The organism is Tateyamaria armeniaca, assembly GCF_045797845.1.
GTDB lineage: Bacteria > Pseudomonadota > Alphaproteobacteria > Rhodobacterales > Rhodobacteraceae > Tateyamaria > Tateyamaria armeniaca.
Window position 1 is genome coordinate 2,909,977 of the sequence record NZ_JBHDIY010000002.1, and the last position, 14,529, is coordinate 2,924,505.

The window sequence follows — 14,529 nt, forward strand, 5'->3', positions numbered from 1 at the left end:
GGGGGAGTTTTTCCTGGCGAGATGAAGCAAGGGCGTGATCCCATTCATCTCGCCGGATAAACTCCGGGGGGCCCGAAGGGCGGGGGCTGGCCCCCTCCGACAACAGACACCTATTGCGCGCTCACGTACCACGCGCGTGAAAGACAAAGCCGAGCAGGTTCATCAGCACCTGTGCGGCCAGAATGGCGGTGCTGCCCGTCGGGTCATAATCCGGTGCAACCTCAACCAGATCGATGCCGACGATGTCATGGCGTCGTGCAACCATCTTCAACATCTCAAGCACCTCATAGTAAAGAAACCCGCCATGGCTGGGGGTGCCGGTGCCGGGCGCGATAGAGGGGCAAAAGGCGTCAATGTCGATGGTGATATAGACACGTGCGCCGTCGGGGATATACCGGATCACGCCGCGCGGCCCCAGATCGCGGGCCTGGCGCACCGAAATGATGTCTGACCCCATGGCACGCGCATCTTCGTAGCCTTCACGCGCGGTTGAACTCACATTGCGGATACCCACCTGCGTAAGACCGGTGACATGGTCCTGCTCTGCTGCACGTCGCATCGGGTTGCCATGGCCATGGCGCACGCCGTGGCGCTCATCCACAAAATCCAGATGCGCGTCGATCTGCAGGACGTGAATATCGCCCTGGTCGTCAAAGGCGCGGATGCACGGGATGTTGATCGAATGATCACCCCCGATGGTGACGGGCAGTGCACCTGCGGCAAGGGCCGCGCGCACCCCTGCCTCAATGTTGCGGTGCGATCCGGTTGTGTCCGTGTGGATGATGTCGGCATCGCCCATGTCCACGATCCGCACGGTATTGGGCAGATAGGTCGCGTCATCCTCGTGATCATAGGCCCCGCCATGCCCGAAACTGAACAGGGTCGAGGCCTCGCGCACCGCGCGCGGGCCGAAACGCGCCCCCGGACGCCACTGTGTGCCTGCATCGAATGGCGCGCCCAGCACGGCCACATCCGCATCCAGACTGTCCCAATCCTCGACGTAAGGGCGCTTGCCAAAGGTGGAAATGCCCACAAAGGGCAGGTTCAAACGGCCCGTGTCATAGGTGTTTGCCATCGCTTCTGTCCGTCCTTCGCTCGCGCTGCCGCACTATGTCTGACGCACCCGCGCCGCCTTGAAAAGCCATTCAACCGCACGCCCCGGTGCGAACCCGGCCGACGCGCAGGAAAACGGCGCAGCACCTCTTTCCATTCCTGTCGCTGCATGACATACGAAATCGTCAAACGAACCCTCCCCAAGGAGACCCCCATGGAGATTCGCGAGGCGCTTACCTTTGATGATGTTCTGCTTGTGCCAGCCGCATCCAGCGTGCTGCCGAGCACCGCTGACACCCGCACAAAGGTCACCCGCGCCATCGCGCTGAACATACCGCTGCTCAGCTCTGCCATGGACACGGTGACCGAAGGCCGCATGGCCATCGCCATGGCGCAGGCAGGCGGCATGGGCGTGGTTCACCGCAACCTTGATATCGATGCCCAGGCCCGTGAAATCCGCCGCGTCAAGCGGTTTGAATCCGGCATTGTCTATAACCCGATCACGCTGCGCCCTGATCAAACTCTGGCGGATGCGAAGGCCTTGCAGGAACGCTACCGCGTCACCGGCTTTCCGGTGGTTGATGAAAAGGGCCGTGTCCTTGGCATCGTGACCAACCGAGACATGCGTTTTGCCAGTGATGATGCGACGCCCGTGTCGGTCATGATGACATCCGACAAGCTGGCCGTTCTGCATGAACCCGCAGACCGCGAAGAGGCGATCAGCCTGATGAAGGCCCGCCGCATCGAAAAGCTGCTGATCACGGATGGCAATGGTAAACTCACCGGTTTGCTGACGTTGAAAGACACCGAACAGGCGGTGCTGAACCCGACGGCCTGCAAGGATCTGCTGGGCCGTTTGCGCGTTGCTGCGGCCTCGACCGTTGGCGATGCGGGGTTTGAGCGGGCCGAAGCGCTGGTGGATGCCGGGGTCGACATGATCGTGATCGACACCGCCCATGGCCATTCCGAAGGTGTGGCCGCTGCGGTGCGTCGCGCAAAGGGGCTGTCGAACGAAGTGCAGATCGTGGCTGGCAACGTCGCCACGGGTGCTGCGACGCGCGCGTTGATCGATGCGGGTGCTGATGCTGTCAAAGTCGGCATTGGCCCCGGTTCCATCTGCACGACCCGCATGGTGGCGGGTGTGGGCGTGCCGCAACTGACCGCCATCATGGATTGCGCGGCCGCTGCGGGTGACGTTCCGATCATTGCCGATGGCGGCATCAAGTTCTCGGGTGACTTTGCCAAGGCCATCGCCGCTGGCGCCTCTTGCGCCATGGTGGGCAGCATGATCGCGGGCACGGATGAATCGCCGGGCGAGGTCATCCTTTATCAGGGCCGCAGCTTCAAATCCTATCGCGGTATGGGCAGTCTTGGCGCGATGGCGCGCGGCTCTGCAGACCGGTACTTTCAGGCTGACGCTGCCAGCGACAAGCTGGTGCCCGAAGGGATCGAGGGCCAGGTGCCCTACAAGGGTTCAGCGGCGGCCGTGGTTCACCAGCTGTTGGGCGGATTGCGAGCGGCTATGGGTTACACGGGCTGCGCGACGGTCGACGAGATGCGCAAGAACTGTGAATTCGTCAAAATTACAGGTGCGGGCCTCAAGGAAAGCCATGTGCATGACGTTCAGATCACGCGGGAATCCCCGAATTATCGGGTCATGTGACTTTTCAATATGTTGCACGTCATTCTTAATGCGGTCTTGAGCTTGTGACACCCGGTGCGCGCATCGCAGCAGCGATAGAAATCCTTGATCACATTCAGTCGGGTCAACCTGCCGAGCAGGCGCTGACGCGCTGGGCGCGTGGCAGCCGCTTTGCAGGGTCTGGGGATCGTGCCGCGATCCGTGACTACGTCTATGACGCGTTGCGCCATTGGCGCAGCGATGCGTGTCGCGGCGGTGGTGTGACCGGGCGGGCACGGATGATCGGCCGCCTGCGCGCGCAAGAGGCGGACCTTGCCGCTTTGTTCAATGGTGTCGGTCATGCCCCATCTGCGCTGAGCGACGCAGAAAACACCGGCGGCGTGCCCGAAGCCGAGGGCGACATCTGGGACATGCCAGACTGGCTGATCGCAGTGTTCAAGGCGTCTTTGGGTGCGCAGGCTAAGGGCACAGCGTTGGCCCTGACCGGCCGTGCGCCCGTGACAGTGCGTGTGAACACGACCAAGGCCGATGTGACGACTGCACAGGCGCAATTGTTGTCCGAAGGCGTTGAAACAATGCCCAATCCACGCGCCGATACCGCATTGACAGTCACTGCGGGACCGCGCCGATTGCGCAACGCGGCGAGCTATCTGAATGGACTGGTCGAGCTTCAGGATGCAGCCAGTCAGGCGGCCATTGCGGGGATTGATGGGGCGGGCACCGCGCTTGATTTCTGTGCCGGTGGGGGTGGCAAGGCGCTCGCTCTGGCCGCGGCGGGGTGGCACGTGACAGCCCATGACACCGACCCGGCCCGCATGCGCGATTTGCCCGCACGCGCGCTGCGCGGTGGCCACCACATTGCGTTGTACGCCCCGGACGACATTGCCAATGCGGGCCAGTTCGATCTGGTCCTTTGCGATGCACCCTGTTCCGGTTCGGGCACATGGCGGCGCACGCCCGAGGCCAAGTGGGCATTGACGCAGGATCGCCTCGACGCGCTGATCGAATTGCAAGCGCAAGTGCTTGAGGCCGCAATATCGCATGTGGCGGAGGGGGGCAGACTGGTCTATGCAACCTGTTCGCTGCTGCAAGGCGAGAATGAAGGGCAGGTCGATGCGTTTCTGGCCGCCCATTCCGGCTGGCGTGTGACGCAGGTACAGCACTGGCCAGTCGATACATGGGGTGACGGTTTTTTCGCAGCGCATCTCGCGCGCAACTGATCTTGCGACAAATCTCGCCTTGCAACCTAAAGTTTAAAGACATTCCTTTAAGTTGTGCTACAGTCGATCCGGCGCGGGTCATTTTTGCGCTGGGTTTAAGGGCTAGTTAACCGTTTTCACTGCAAAACAGGGGGAACGAATCGGCAGGAATGAGGTGTTCGGTGACTGACAGCGCGCTTTCCCAAAGCAGGCTTTCGCAGGTGGCACAGGCTGGGTCATATCGGACACTTGGATTGGTGGGCGGTGCCGTTCTGTTCGCGGCACTGGCATTTCTTGCACCACAACCGCTGATCCAGCTTGGTCTTGCGGCCGCGTCGCTTGCGCTTTTGGGCCTCGGGCTCGCCGTGGCACTGTCGGCGCGCAACGCACGATCGCGCAAAGACATGGCGATGGAGGCGATTGCCTCATTCATTGAAAAAGACGGCTCTCCGAGTTTTGTATGTACGTCGGATGGCGAGGTGGTGCGCGCCAACGCAGCCGCCCGCAAGATGTTTTCAACCCGGCGGGGGAAACCCTTGCCGGAACACTGCGCAACACATTCGCCAACCCGGGCGGCATCATCTTTCGCCTGAAATCTGCGGCCGAATCCGAGGATGGGGCAGCACGCGAGGATATCGTGACGCGCAAGGGCTACATGCGCCTCGCAGTCCATTCCTTGGACTCCGACCGCCTGTTGTGGCGGCTTGAGGCGGTTGCCGATACGGGGCAGGGCCGTGGGTCTGAGGGGCCAAGCCTACCGATGGTCATGATCGGGCGCACCGGGGCCGTTCTATATATGAACGAGGGGGCGCGCAGCCTGATTGGTTCAAGATCAAAATCGCTTGATGCGATTTTCGATGACATGCCGCCAAACTACGGTGCCACCAATCAGATCACCACGTCGAACGGGCACATGAATGTGCTGGCCACCAAGGTGGATGCGGGGGCAGGGCGCACTGCGATCTACCTGCTGCCACCCGGTGACGCAGCGCAAGATGCAAGCCCATCGACATGGTCCTCTTTCGAGGATCTTCCCGTGCCGCTGGTTCGGTTTTCCCCGGATGGAGAAGTGCGCAAATTCAACAAAAAGGGTGCCGATCTGATCGGGCCCGACCTTGCTGAAGGCGTCCATATCTCGACGCTTATGGAAGGGCTTGGGCGCCCGATTGCGGATTGGCTGGACGAAACCGTTTCGGGCCGTGCTGTTCAGCAATCGGAATTTCTGCGCCTCAAGCGCACCGACAAAGAGATGTTCGTGCAAGTGGCACTGAACCGCATGACGGATCAGGACGAAACGTCGATCGTGGCTGTTCTGGCCGACGCGACCGAGTTGAAAACCCTTGAGGCGCAGTTTGTTCAAAGCCAGAAAATGCAGGCGATTGGCCAGTTGGCGGGCGGTGTTGCCCATGATTTCAACAATCTGCTCACGGCGATTTCCGGGCATTGCGATTTGCTGCTGCTGCGCCATGACCAGGGGGATCCGGACTACAGTGACCTGGTGCAGATCAACCAGAATGCTAATCGGGCGGCTGCTTTGGTCGGTCAGTTGTTGGCCTTCTCACGCAAACAGACCCTGCGGCCCGAAGAGTTGGACTTGCGCGACACCATGTCTGACCTCACCCATCTTCTGAACCGGTTGGTGGGCGAAAAGGTCCGCCTGTCGCTGTCGCATGACCCGGTCCTGAAACCGATTCGTGCCGACAAGCGCCAGTTGGAACAGGTGCTGATGAATCTTGTTGTGAATGCGCGCGACGCCATGCCCGACGGCGGTGAAATCGAGATTGAAACCGAATGCATCACTCTGAAAGAGCCTTTGGAGCGCGATCGCGTGACTGTTCCCGTCGGCGACTATGTGTGCCTGCGCGTCATAGATGCGGGCATGGGGATTCCGGCGGACAAACTGCAAAAGGTGTTTGAGCCATTCTATACCACCAAACGGACTGGAGAGGGCACGGGCCTGGGGCTGTCGACGGCCTACGGGATCGTCAAACAAACGGGCGGTTTTATCTTTGTGGACAGCACGTTGGGGGAGGGGACGTGCTTCTCCATCATGTTCCCGGTGCTGGAACGCAACGCCTCGGCCCCAGTCAAGGCCCCCAAGGTCGAAGCCAAGGTCGAACCCAAACATGGGGACGGTGTGATTCTGCTGGTCGAAGATGAAGCGCCCGTGCGTGCCTTTGCCAGCCGCGCCCTGCGCCTGCGCGGATACACAGTGCTCGAGGCTGAAAGCGCCGAAGCCGCGCTCAAGACGCTGGAAGACGAAAGCCTGAGTGTCGATCTGTTTGTCACGGATGTGGTCATGCCGGGCAAGGACGGGCCCAGTTGGGTGCGCGAAGCCTTGAAAGAACGCCCCGAAGTGCGGGTGGTTTTCGTCTCCGGCTATGCCGAGGACCGGCTGAACAATCAGCAGGACAGCATCCCGAACTCCGTTTTCCTGCCCAAGCCCTTTTCGTTGAACGATCTGGCTGAAACGGTGCATCGGCAATTGCACTGACTCCGGTCGCCCAGGCGATTCATTCCTGTGGGATGCTCTCGTAAAGAGCATATTCCTCGCCAAACTTGCGCCGGTAGCGTTGTTCCACGTCCTTGCTCAGGTTCAACGGCATGTCGGGCGACACGTTGCTGCGTTCCAGCTCAAAACTGACCCCCAGCCGTTCCGTCAGGAACCGCTGCAGGCGCGGCTGATCCTCGTAGCGGAACAGATGCGTTACACCCGTCCCGTTGGGTTGAGTCTCCAGGAACTTGAACTGGCTGCCCACATCCGCAAATCCGGGCTTTTTCCCTTTCATGTAGGCCAGCACAAAATCGTCAAAGCTGATCCCATGCGTGGCGTTTTCCTTGCCTTGCATGAAAGGGCGCTGGCGATAACGCCACCAACTGCCCAGCCAGCTAACGGGCTCGCGCATCACCGCCATCACCTCAAGATTGACATCGCACACCTTGGCAAACATCGGCCGCACGAACCGGTTATAGCGATAGACAGGGGCGTGTTTCAGCATCGGCGGTTCCGAAATCACCAGATCCGCATGATCGCGCAGCGCCGCTTCATAGGCGGTTGTGCCGGTTTTTGGCACCGACAAGAAGGCCAGTTTTGCTTTGTAAAACACCAACACTGCCCGCGCCTTCTCTATTTTTCGCCAAATCGGCTTTGTTCGTAAACTACTCTTTAACCACTGGCGGCAAAAGGTGGGTGCAGAGAATTTTATTGAAATGTTCCCCTTTTGACCCCATAAGGAACGCAAGGGGAACATCGAAGCAGTTGCGGCAATGATTGCCGCCCCCCAACGGGTATGACACAAGGGAACAAACACATGGCAACGGCAGACCTTTTGACAATGACAGACAAAAAATCGGCAGACAAACAAAAGGCGCTGGACAGTGCCCTTTCCCAGATCGAACGCCAGTTCGGCAAGGGCTCAATCATGAAATTGGGCGACAAGGGCGCGGTGATGGACATCACCGCCAGTTCGACCGGTTCGCTGGGGCTTGATATCGCCCTTGGCATCGGCGGTCTGCCCATGGGGCGGATTGTCGAGATCTATGGCCCTGAATCTTCGGGCAAAACCACGTTGACCCTGCATTGCGTGGCCGAACAGCAAAAGTCTGGCGGGGTTTGCGCCTTTGTGGATGCCGAGCATGCGCTGGACCCGCAATACGCCAAAAAGCTGGGCGTGAACCTGGATGAGTTGCTGATCTCGCAGCCCGACACGGGCGAGCAGGCGCTTGAAATCACCGATACGCTGGTGCGTTCCGGTGCGGTGAACATGGTGGTCGTCGATCTCGGTGGCCGCCCTTACACCCAAATCCGAGCTTGAAGGCGACATGGGCGACAGCAGCGTTGGTGTGCAGGCGCGCCTGATGAGCCAGGCAATGCGCAAGCTGACCGGTTCGATCAGCCGCTCCAACTGCATGGTCATTTTCATCAACCAGATCAGGATGAAGATCGGCGTCATGTTCGGCAGCCCCGAAACAACGACCGGTGGCAATGCGCTTAAATTCTACTCCTCTGTCCGCCTCGACATTCGCCGCATCGGTGCCCTGAAGGACCGCGACGAAGTTGTCGGCAACGCGACCCGCGTCAAAGTGGTCAAGAACAAGGTGGCACCGCCCTTCAAACAGGTCGAATTCGACATCATGTACGGCGAAGGTATCTCGAAAATGGGCGAGCTGCTCGACCTTGGCGTCAAGGCGGGCGTGGTCGAAAAGTCGGGTTCGTGGTTCAGCTATGGTGACGAACGCATCGGGCAGGGCCGCGAAAACGCCAAATCCTTCCTCAAGGAAAACAGCCGCATCGCCATCGAGATCGAGGATAAGATACGCGCAGCCCACGGCCTTGATTTCGACATGGCCGAGAATGAAAAAGTCGAAGTCGAAGACGACGACATTCTCGAAGCATGACAGTCGGGCGTGGGGGTGGCCCGGAACACCCCTGACGCATCAGACGTGATGCGGACAATACTCGGGACGGGGTGGTACGACGGTGCCACCCTGTTTCGTTTGTGGACAGTCCGCGCGCGCAGGGCTATGTCATGGCGACCATCCAGACGCCCGGGGTTTCCGCCATGCCATCGCTCAACGATATCCGCTCGACCTTTCTGAATTACTTTGAAAAACAGGGACATGCGGTGGTTCCCTCCAGCCCATTGGTGCCGCGCAACGACCCCACACTGATGTTCGTCAACTCGGGCATGGTGCAGTTCAAGAACCTGTTCACCGGCGTGGAAAAGCGCGACTACCAACGCGCCACCAGTTCGCAGAAATGTGTGCGCGCGGGCGGCAAACACAACGATCTGGACAATGTCGGCTACACCGCGCGCCACCACACGTTTTTCGAAATGCTGGGCAACTTCAGCTTTGGCGATTACTTCAAAACCGAGGCGATCCCCTTTGCGTGGAACCTGATCACGGGCGAATTCGGGATCCCAAAGGATCGCCTCTATGTCACGATTTACCACACCGACGACGAAGCGTTCGACATCTGGAAGAAAGTGGGCGTTCCCGAAGATCGCATCATCCGCATCGCGACATCTGACAATTTTTGGCAAATGGGACCGACCGGCCCCTGCGGTCCGTGCACCGAGATTTTCTATGATCACGGAGACCATATCTGGGGCGGGCCGCCGGGCAGTCCCGAAGAAGACGGTGACCGGTTTATCGAGATCTGGAACATCGTTTTCATGCAGAACGAGCAGTTCGAAGATGGATCCATGGTCGATCTGGACATGCAGTCGATCGACACCGGCATGGGGTTGGAACGGATCGGCGCGCTGCTGCAGGGCAGCCATGACAACTATGATACCGATCTGTTCAAATCGCTGATCGAGGCGTCGGCGGATGTGACCAATGTTGATCCCTACGGCGATCAGAACGTGCATCACCGGGTGATTGCGGATCATTTGCGCTCGACCTCGTTCCTGATTGCGGATGGCGTGATGCCGTCCAATGACGGGCGCGGTTACGTGTTGCGCCGGATCATGCGCCGCGCGATGCGCCATGCCCATCTGCTGGGGGCCAAAGACCCTGTGATGTACCGCCTTGTGCCCACGCTGGTCCGCCAAATGGGCGCGGCATATCCCGAGTTGGGCCAGGCGCAGGCGCTGATCACCGAAACTCTGGAAGCCGAAGAAGTGCGCTTCAAGCAAACGCTGGACCGTGGCCTCAAGCTGCTGGACGACGAAGTCGCCGGGTTGTCCGAGGGGGCCGATCTGCCGGGTGCGGCTGCTTTCAAGCTTTATGACACTTACGGTTTTCCACTCGATCTGACGCAGGATGCGTTGCGCGAACAGGGGCGCGGCGTCGACACGGACGGCTTTGATGCGGCCATGGCCGAACAAAAGGCCAAGGCGCGCGCGGCATGGTCGGGATCGGGCGAGGCGGCGGATGCAACGGTGTGGTTCGACGTGGCCGAGGCACATGGCGCGACGGAGTTTCTGGGCTATGACGCCGAGACAGCCGAAGGCCAGATCGTCGGCCTTGTGATGGACGGTGCGCAGGCAGACAGCGCTGCAATTGGTGCACAGGTGCAAATCGCCCTGAACCAGACCCCGTTCTACGCGGAAAGCGGCGGGCAGGTTGGCGATACGGGCCTTTTGCGCACGGAAAGCGGCGAAGCGCAAATCACTGACACGCGCAAGGCGGCGGATGTGTTCATACACGTCGCAAAAGTCATAAAAGGTAGCATTTCCAAGGGTGAAGCGGCTGTTCTTGAAGTCGATCATGCGCGCCGGACAACCATCCGGGCCAATCACTCGGCCACGCACCTGCTGCACGAGGCGTTGCGCGGGGAGTTGGGGGATCACGTGGCGCAGCGCGGTTCGCTCAATGCGCCGGATCGTTTGCGCTTTGATTTCAGCCACGGCAAAGCGCTCAGCCTTGCCGAACTGGAAAAGGTCGAAGCCGAGGTCAACGCCTACATCCGCCAGAACGCGGTCGTCGAAACCCGTATCATGACGCCGGATGATGCGCGCGCGCTTGGGGCGCAGGCGCTTTTTGGTGAGAAATACGGGGACGAGGTGCGTGTGGTGTCGATGGGCGCGCAACCAGGTTCGGGTAAAGGCACGAATGGGGACACGTATTCCCTTGAACTGTGCGGGGGCACGCATGTGCGCCAGACCGGCGATATCGGCGCCTTTGTCACGTTGGGCGACAGCGCATCAAGTGCAGGCGTGCGCCGGATCGAGGCACTGACGGGCGAGGCAGCGATGGCCTATCTGCGCGGGCAGGATCACCTGCTGGCACAGGCCGCACTTGAGTTGAAAGCGCAGGCGCAGGACGTACCTGCGCGGGTGAAATCACTGCTGGACGAACGCAAGGCTTTGGCCGGCGAAGTGGCGCAACTGCGCCGTGAACTGGCGATGTCGGGCGGAGGTCAAGCCAGCCCGGATGCCGAACAGGTGAATGGCACGGCCTTTCTGGCGCAGGTCCTCAACGGTGTGACGGGCAAGGATCTGCCCGCCCTCATTGACGAACACAAATCCCGCATTGCAAGCGGCGCGATCTTGCTGATCGCCGAAAGTGACGGCAAGGTGGCCGTGGCCGCCGGGGTCACGGACGACAAGACAGACACGCTCAGCGCCGTCGATCTGGTCAAGGCCGCCGTGGTCGAACTGGGCGGCAAAGGGGCGGAGGCCGCCCCGACTTGGCGCAAGGCGGAGCGCGGGACATCGGCAATGCCGACGCCGCCATCGCAGCCGCCAAGGCCGTATTGGGAGGATAGAATGCCAGCACTCTGGATCGCACATGTCACCGTCACGGATGACGAGGCTTATGCCAAATATGCAAAAGGCGCAGGCGTCGCCATCGCGGAACATGGCGGGACATTCATTGCCCGCGGTGGTCGCTACGTGCAACTTGAGGGCAAGGACCGCCCGCGCAATGTGGTGGCGAAATTCCCTGACGTGGAAACAGCCGAACGCTGCTATCACTCGGATGCCTATCAGGCAGCACTTGAGCACGCCCGCGGCGCATCGGAGCGTGAACTGCTGATCGTCGAGACCACGGAATAGGTCTTCTTCTGACCGAAATCGGGAACGGGTTCCCAGTCCGTCCTCAGGACGCGCGCGCCATGCGTTTGCGTTCGTGCGGGTCCAGAAAGCGTTTGCGTAACCGGATCGCGTTGGGCGTGACCTCGACCAACTCGTCATCGTCGATATAGGCAATCGCTTCTTCAAGGCTCATCGTGATCGGCGTCGTCAGCCGCACGGCCTCATCCGTGCCCGAAGCCCGCACGTTGGTCAGTTTCTTGCCTTTGAGCGGGTTCACTTCGAGATCGTTTTCGCGGCTGTGCTCGCCGATGATCATGCCGGTATAGACGTCGGCCTGCGCGCCGATGAACATGCGGCCCCGCTCTTCGAGGTTCCAGAGCGCAAAGGCGACGGATTGGCCGTTTTCCATCGAGATCAACACGCCTGCGCGCCGTCCGGGGATCGGCCCCTTGTGCGGTGCCCATTCATGAAACACGCGGTTCAGCACGCCGGTACCGCGCGTGTCCGTCAGGAATTCCCCGTGATAGCCGATCAGGCCCCGCGACGGCACATGTGCGATGATGCGCGTCTTGCCCGCACCTGCGGGTTTCATTTCCACCAGATTGCCGCGCCGCACGCCGGTCAGCTTTTCAATGACCGCGCCCGAGTATTCGTCGTCTACGTCAATTGTCGCTTCTTCGATGGGTTCGTGGCGCGCGCCGTCAATCTCCTGAAAAAGCACCTGCGGGCGCGAGATGGACAATTCGAACCCTTCGCGGCGCATGTTTTCGATCAACACACCCATCTGCAATTCGCCGCGCCCGGCGACTTCGAACGCGTCTCCGCCTGGGGTGTCGCTGATCTTGATTGCGACATTGCTTTCGGCTTCTTTCATCAAGCGGTCACGGATCACGCGGGACTGGACTTTCTTGCCGTCACGGCCCGCCAGCGGGCTGTCATTGATGCCGAAGGTCACGGTGATGGTGGGCGGATCGATGGGCTGGGCGGGCAGGGCCTCGGACACGGACGTTGCCACGATGGAATCCGCCACGGTGGCCTTGGACATGCCGGCGAGGCTGACGATGTCGCCCGCTTCGGCCAGATCAATGGGCTGCTGGCCCAACCCGCGAAAGGCGAGGATCTTGGTGCAGCGGAAGTTTTCGATCAGGGTGCCGTCGCGCGACAGCGCCTTGACGGTTTCGCCTGCTTTCAAAGTGCCGGATTCGACCCGGCCCGTCAGAATACGCCCGATGAACGGGTCCGCCCCAAGGGTTGTCGCCAGCATCCGGAAGGGTTCATCACGCGCCTCGATTTGCGCCGGGGCGGGGACGTGTTTCAGCACCAGCTCGAACAGGGCGCTCAGATCCTTGCGCGGTCCATCCAACTCCATATCCGCCCAACCGCTGCGGCCAGAGGCGTACATGTGCGGAAAATCCAACTGGTCATCATCGGCCCCGAGGTTGGCAAAAAGATCAAAGCATTCGTCCAGCGCCCGGTCAGGTTCGGCGTCGGGCTTGTCGACCTTGTTCAGCACCACGATGGGGCGCAGACCCAGCGCCAGCGCCTTGGAGGTCACGAATTTCGTTTGCGGCATCGGCCCTTCGGCGGCATCGACCAGCAGAACCACGCCATCTACCATGGACAGGATGCGCTCAACTTCTCCGCCGAAATCGGCGTGGCCGGGCGTGTCCACGATGTTGATGCGGTGGCCTTGCCATTCCACGGATGTCGCCTTGGCCAGAATGGTGATCCCGCGCTCGCGCTCCAGATCGTTGCTGTCCATGGCGCGTTCTGTGGTCGCCTGGTTCTCGCGATAGGTGCCCGACTGTTTCAGCAGTTCGTCCACCAGCGTGGTTTTGCCGTGGTCAACGTGGGCGATGATGGCGATGTTGCGCAGATCCATTTCGGGCCTCTTTCAAGCGGAAAAGCCCCGGGTGCGGGGCTGCTCGTGCGCGCCATATCGTGCCGCGTTGCAGAAAGAAAGGTCTGTTGTGGCCAAGTGCTGTGGCGTCAGTGTGTCGCGGTGTTGGAAAAGAGCTGAATGACCACGATCCCGCCGATGATCATGCCCAGCCCAAGGACGGCCGCAAGGTCCAGCACCTGCCCGAACACGGCAAAACCGATCAGCGCGATCAGCACAATGCCAAGACCCGACCACAGCGCATAGGCGATGCCGACGGGGATGTATTTGAGCGCAATGCCGAGGAAATAGAACGCAACTCCGTAGGCGATCACCACCATTACGGTTGGCCCGACTCTGGTGAACTGGTTGCTCGCCTGCAGCGCCGTGGTGCCGATGGTTTCTGCGGCTACCGCCACGATCAGATAGATGTAGTGCAACGGCATGGGGGCGTCCTTTCAAAGGGGCAGGGCGGTGCTGTCCTTGATCTCTTCCATCACGAAACTTGCCGCGACATCGGCGATGGGCACAAGGTGAATAAGCTGCTGATACAACGCATCATACCCCGCCATATCGCGCACCCGCGCGCGGATCAGGTAATCAAGGTCACCCGTCATCCGGTAGACGCTGAGGATGCCGGGGATGGTGCGCGTCGCCTTGTTGAACTTTGCCTGCCAGTCGGGGTCGTGGCTGTGCGTGCGCACCTGCATGAACACCATGAGGCCGAGGTCCACCGCCTTGGGGTCCACCAGTGCGACACGCCCTGTGATCACGCCTGCATGTTCCATCGCGCGGATGCGGCGCCAACAGGCATTGCGGCTAAGGCCAATGGTGTCGCCCAAGGATTCTAGCGATTGCCCCGCGTCGCGTTGCAATTCGTTGAGGATTCGGGCGTCTGTTTGGTCAAAATGCTCCATGATTAAAGATTACGTGGGATAATCTATACGCGCAATCGCGAAATGGGTTGGTTTTTGGGAGCCTGTCCCCTCCAAAAGCCAGCATATTGTCCTCACACCGCACAAGAAGGGCCATGCCATGATCGACCGCGTTTTCCTGAACCATCCCCGCCATGTGAACGAATCTTATGCCGAACACGCGGTCTTTGCCTCCGGCTTTGCCCTGCGCCTGTTTCTCGCCGGGGGTGCGGCGCTGGTCCATGCGGTGATCCCGTGCCTGTTCGAAAAGACAGCCAGCCGGATGATCGCGCAGATGTATGCGCGCACGTCCAACCGGGGCTAGGTCGCTAAACAGGAGATCAGCCGCGCATGGATT

9 protein-coding genes and 3 pseudogenes are annotated in these 14,529 nt (G+C 60.5%); 7 read left to right on the plus strand and 5 right to left on the minus strand.

What is annotated here, in order from left to right; all coding sequences use genetic code 11:
* Nucleotides 1–121: 121 nt before the first annotated feature.
* Complete coding sequence (gene speB / locus ACERZ8_RS14725) at nucleotides 122–1,075, minus strand: agmatinase (RefSeq protein WP_407592907.1); 954 nt, start codon at nucleotides 1,073–1,075, stop codon at nucleotides 122–124.
* A 192-nt stretch (nucleotides 1,076–1,267) separates the two neighbouring features.
* Here speB and guaB point away from each other — a divergent pair, with 192 nt between their 5' ends.
* From guaB to ACERZ8_RS14740, 3 genes and pseudogenes are all read left to right on the plus strand, one after another.
* On the plus strand, nucleotides 1,268–2,716 hold the full coding sequence (guaB, locus tag ACERZ8_RS14730) for an IMP dehydrogenase (protein ID WP_407592908.1): 1,449 nt from the start codon (nucleotides 1,268–1,270) through the stop codon (nucleotides 2,714–2,716).
* A gap of 44 nt (nucleotides 2,717–2,760) precedes the next feature.
* Nucleotides 2,761–3,915, plus strand: a complete 1,155-nt coding sequence (locus ACERZ8_RS14735) for an RsmB/NOP family class I SAM-dependent RNA methyltransferase (RefSeq protein WP_407592909.1) — start codon at nucleotides 2,761–2,763, stop codon at nucleotides 3,913–3,915.
* A gap of 149 nt (nucleotides 3,916–4,064) precedes the next feature.
* Nucleotides 4,065–6,388: pseudogene (locus ACERZ8_RS14740) on the plus strand (ATP-binding protein).
* A 19-nt stretch (nucleotides 6,389–6,407) separates the two neighbouring features.
* Here the strand turns inward: ACERZ8_RS14740 and ACERZ8_RS14745 are convergent.
* On the minus strand, nucleotides 6,408–7,007 hold the full coding sequence (locus ACERZ8_RS14745; protein WP_407592910.1) for a gamma-glutamyl kinase: 600 nt from the start codon (nucleotides 7,005–7,007) through the stop codon (nucleotides 6,408–6,410).
* Between the two features lie 198 nt (nucleotides 7,008–7,205).
* Here ACERZ8_RS14745 and recA point away from each other — a divergent pair.
* From recA to ACERZ8_RS14760, 3 genes and pseudogenes are all read left to right on the plus strand, one after another.
* Nucleotides 7,206–8,292, plus strand: a pseudogene (gene recA, locus ACERZ8_RS14750) (recombinase RecA).
* A 164-nt stretch (nucleotides 8,293–8,456) separates the two neighbouring features.
* Nucleotides 8,457–11,110 (plus strand): annotated as a pseudogene (alaS, locus tag ACERZ8_RS14755) (alanine--tRNA ligase).
* 1 nt (nucleotide 11,111) lies between these two features.
* Nucleotides 11,112–11,399: a DUF1330 domain-containing protein gene (locus ACERZ8_RS14760; protein ID WP_407592911.1), complete on the plus strand. Its 288-nt coding sequence runs from the start codon at nucleotides 11,112–11,114 to the stop codon at nucleotides 11,397–11,399.
* A gap of 43 nt (nucleotides 11,400–11,442) precedes the next feature.
* Here the strand turns inward: ACERZ8_RS14760 and typA are convergent, their stop codons facing one another.
* The 3 genes from typA to ACERZ8_RS14775 all read right to left on the minus strand — a co-directional run bounded on the left by typA (nucleotide 11,443) and on the right by ACERZ8_RS14775 (nucleotide 14,174).
* On the minus strand, nucleotides 11,443–13,260 hold the full coding sequence (gene typA / locus ACERZ8_RS14765; protein WP_407592912.1) for a translational GTPase TypA: 1,818 nt from the start codon (nucleotides 13,258–13,260) through the stop codon (nucleotides 11,443–11,445).
* 107 nt (nucleotides 13,261–13,367) lie between these two features.
* Nucleotides 13,368–13,703, minus strand: coding sequence for a DMT family transporter (locus ACERZ8_RS14770; protein WP_407592913.1), 336 nt, complete (start codon nucleotides 13,701–13,703; stop codon nucleotides 13,368–13,370).
* 12 nt (nucleotides 13,704–13,715) lie between these two features.
* Complete coding sequence (locus ACERZ8_RS14775) at nucleotides 13,716–14,174, minus strand: Lrp/AsnC family transcriptional regulator (protein ID WP_407592914.1); 459 nt, start codon at nucleotides 14,172–14,174, stop codon at nucleotides 13,716–13,718.
* 118 nt (nucleotides 14,175–14,292) lie between these two features.
* Here ACERZ8_RS14775 and ACERZ8_RS14780 point away from each other — a divergent pair, with 118 nt between their 5' ends.
* Nucleotides 14,293–14,496 (plus strand): DUF6356 family protein, encoded by a 204-nt coding sequence (locus ACERZ8_RS14780; RefSeq protein ID WP_407592915.1) that lies wholly within the window; start codon nucleotides 14,293–14,295, stop codon nucleotides 14,494–14,496.
* The last annotated feature ends 33 nt before the right edge of the window (nucleotides 14,497–14,529 follow it).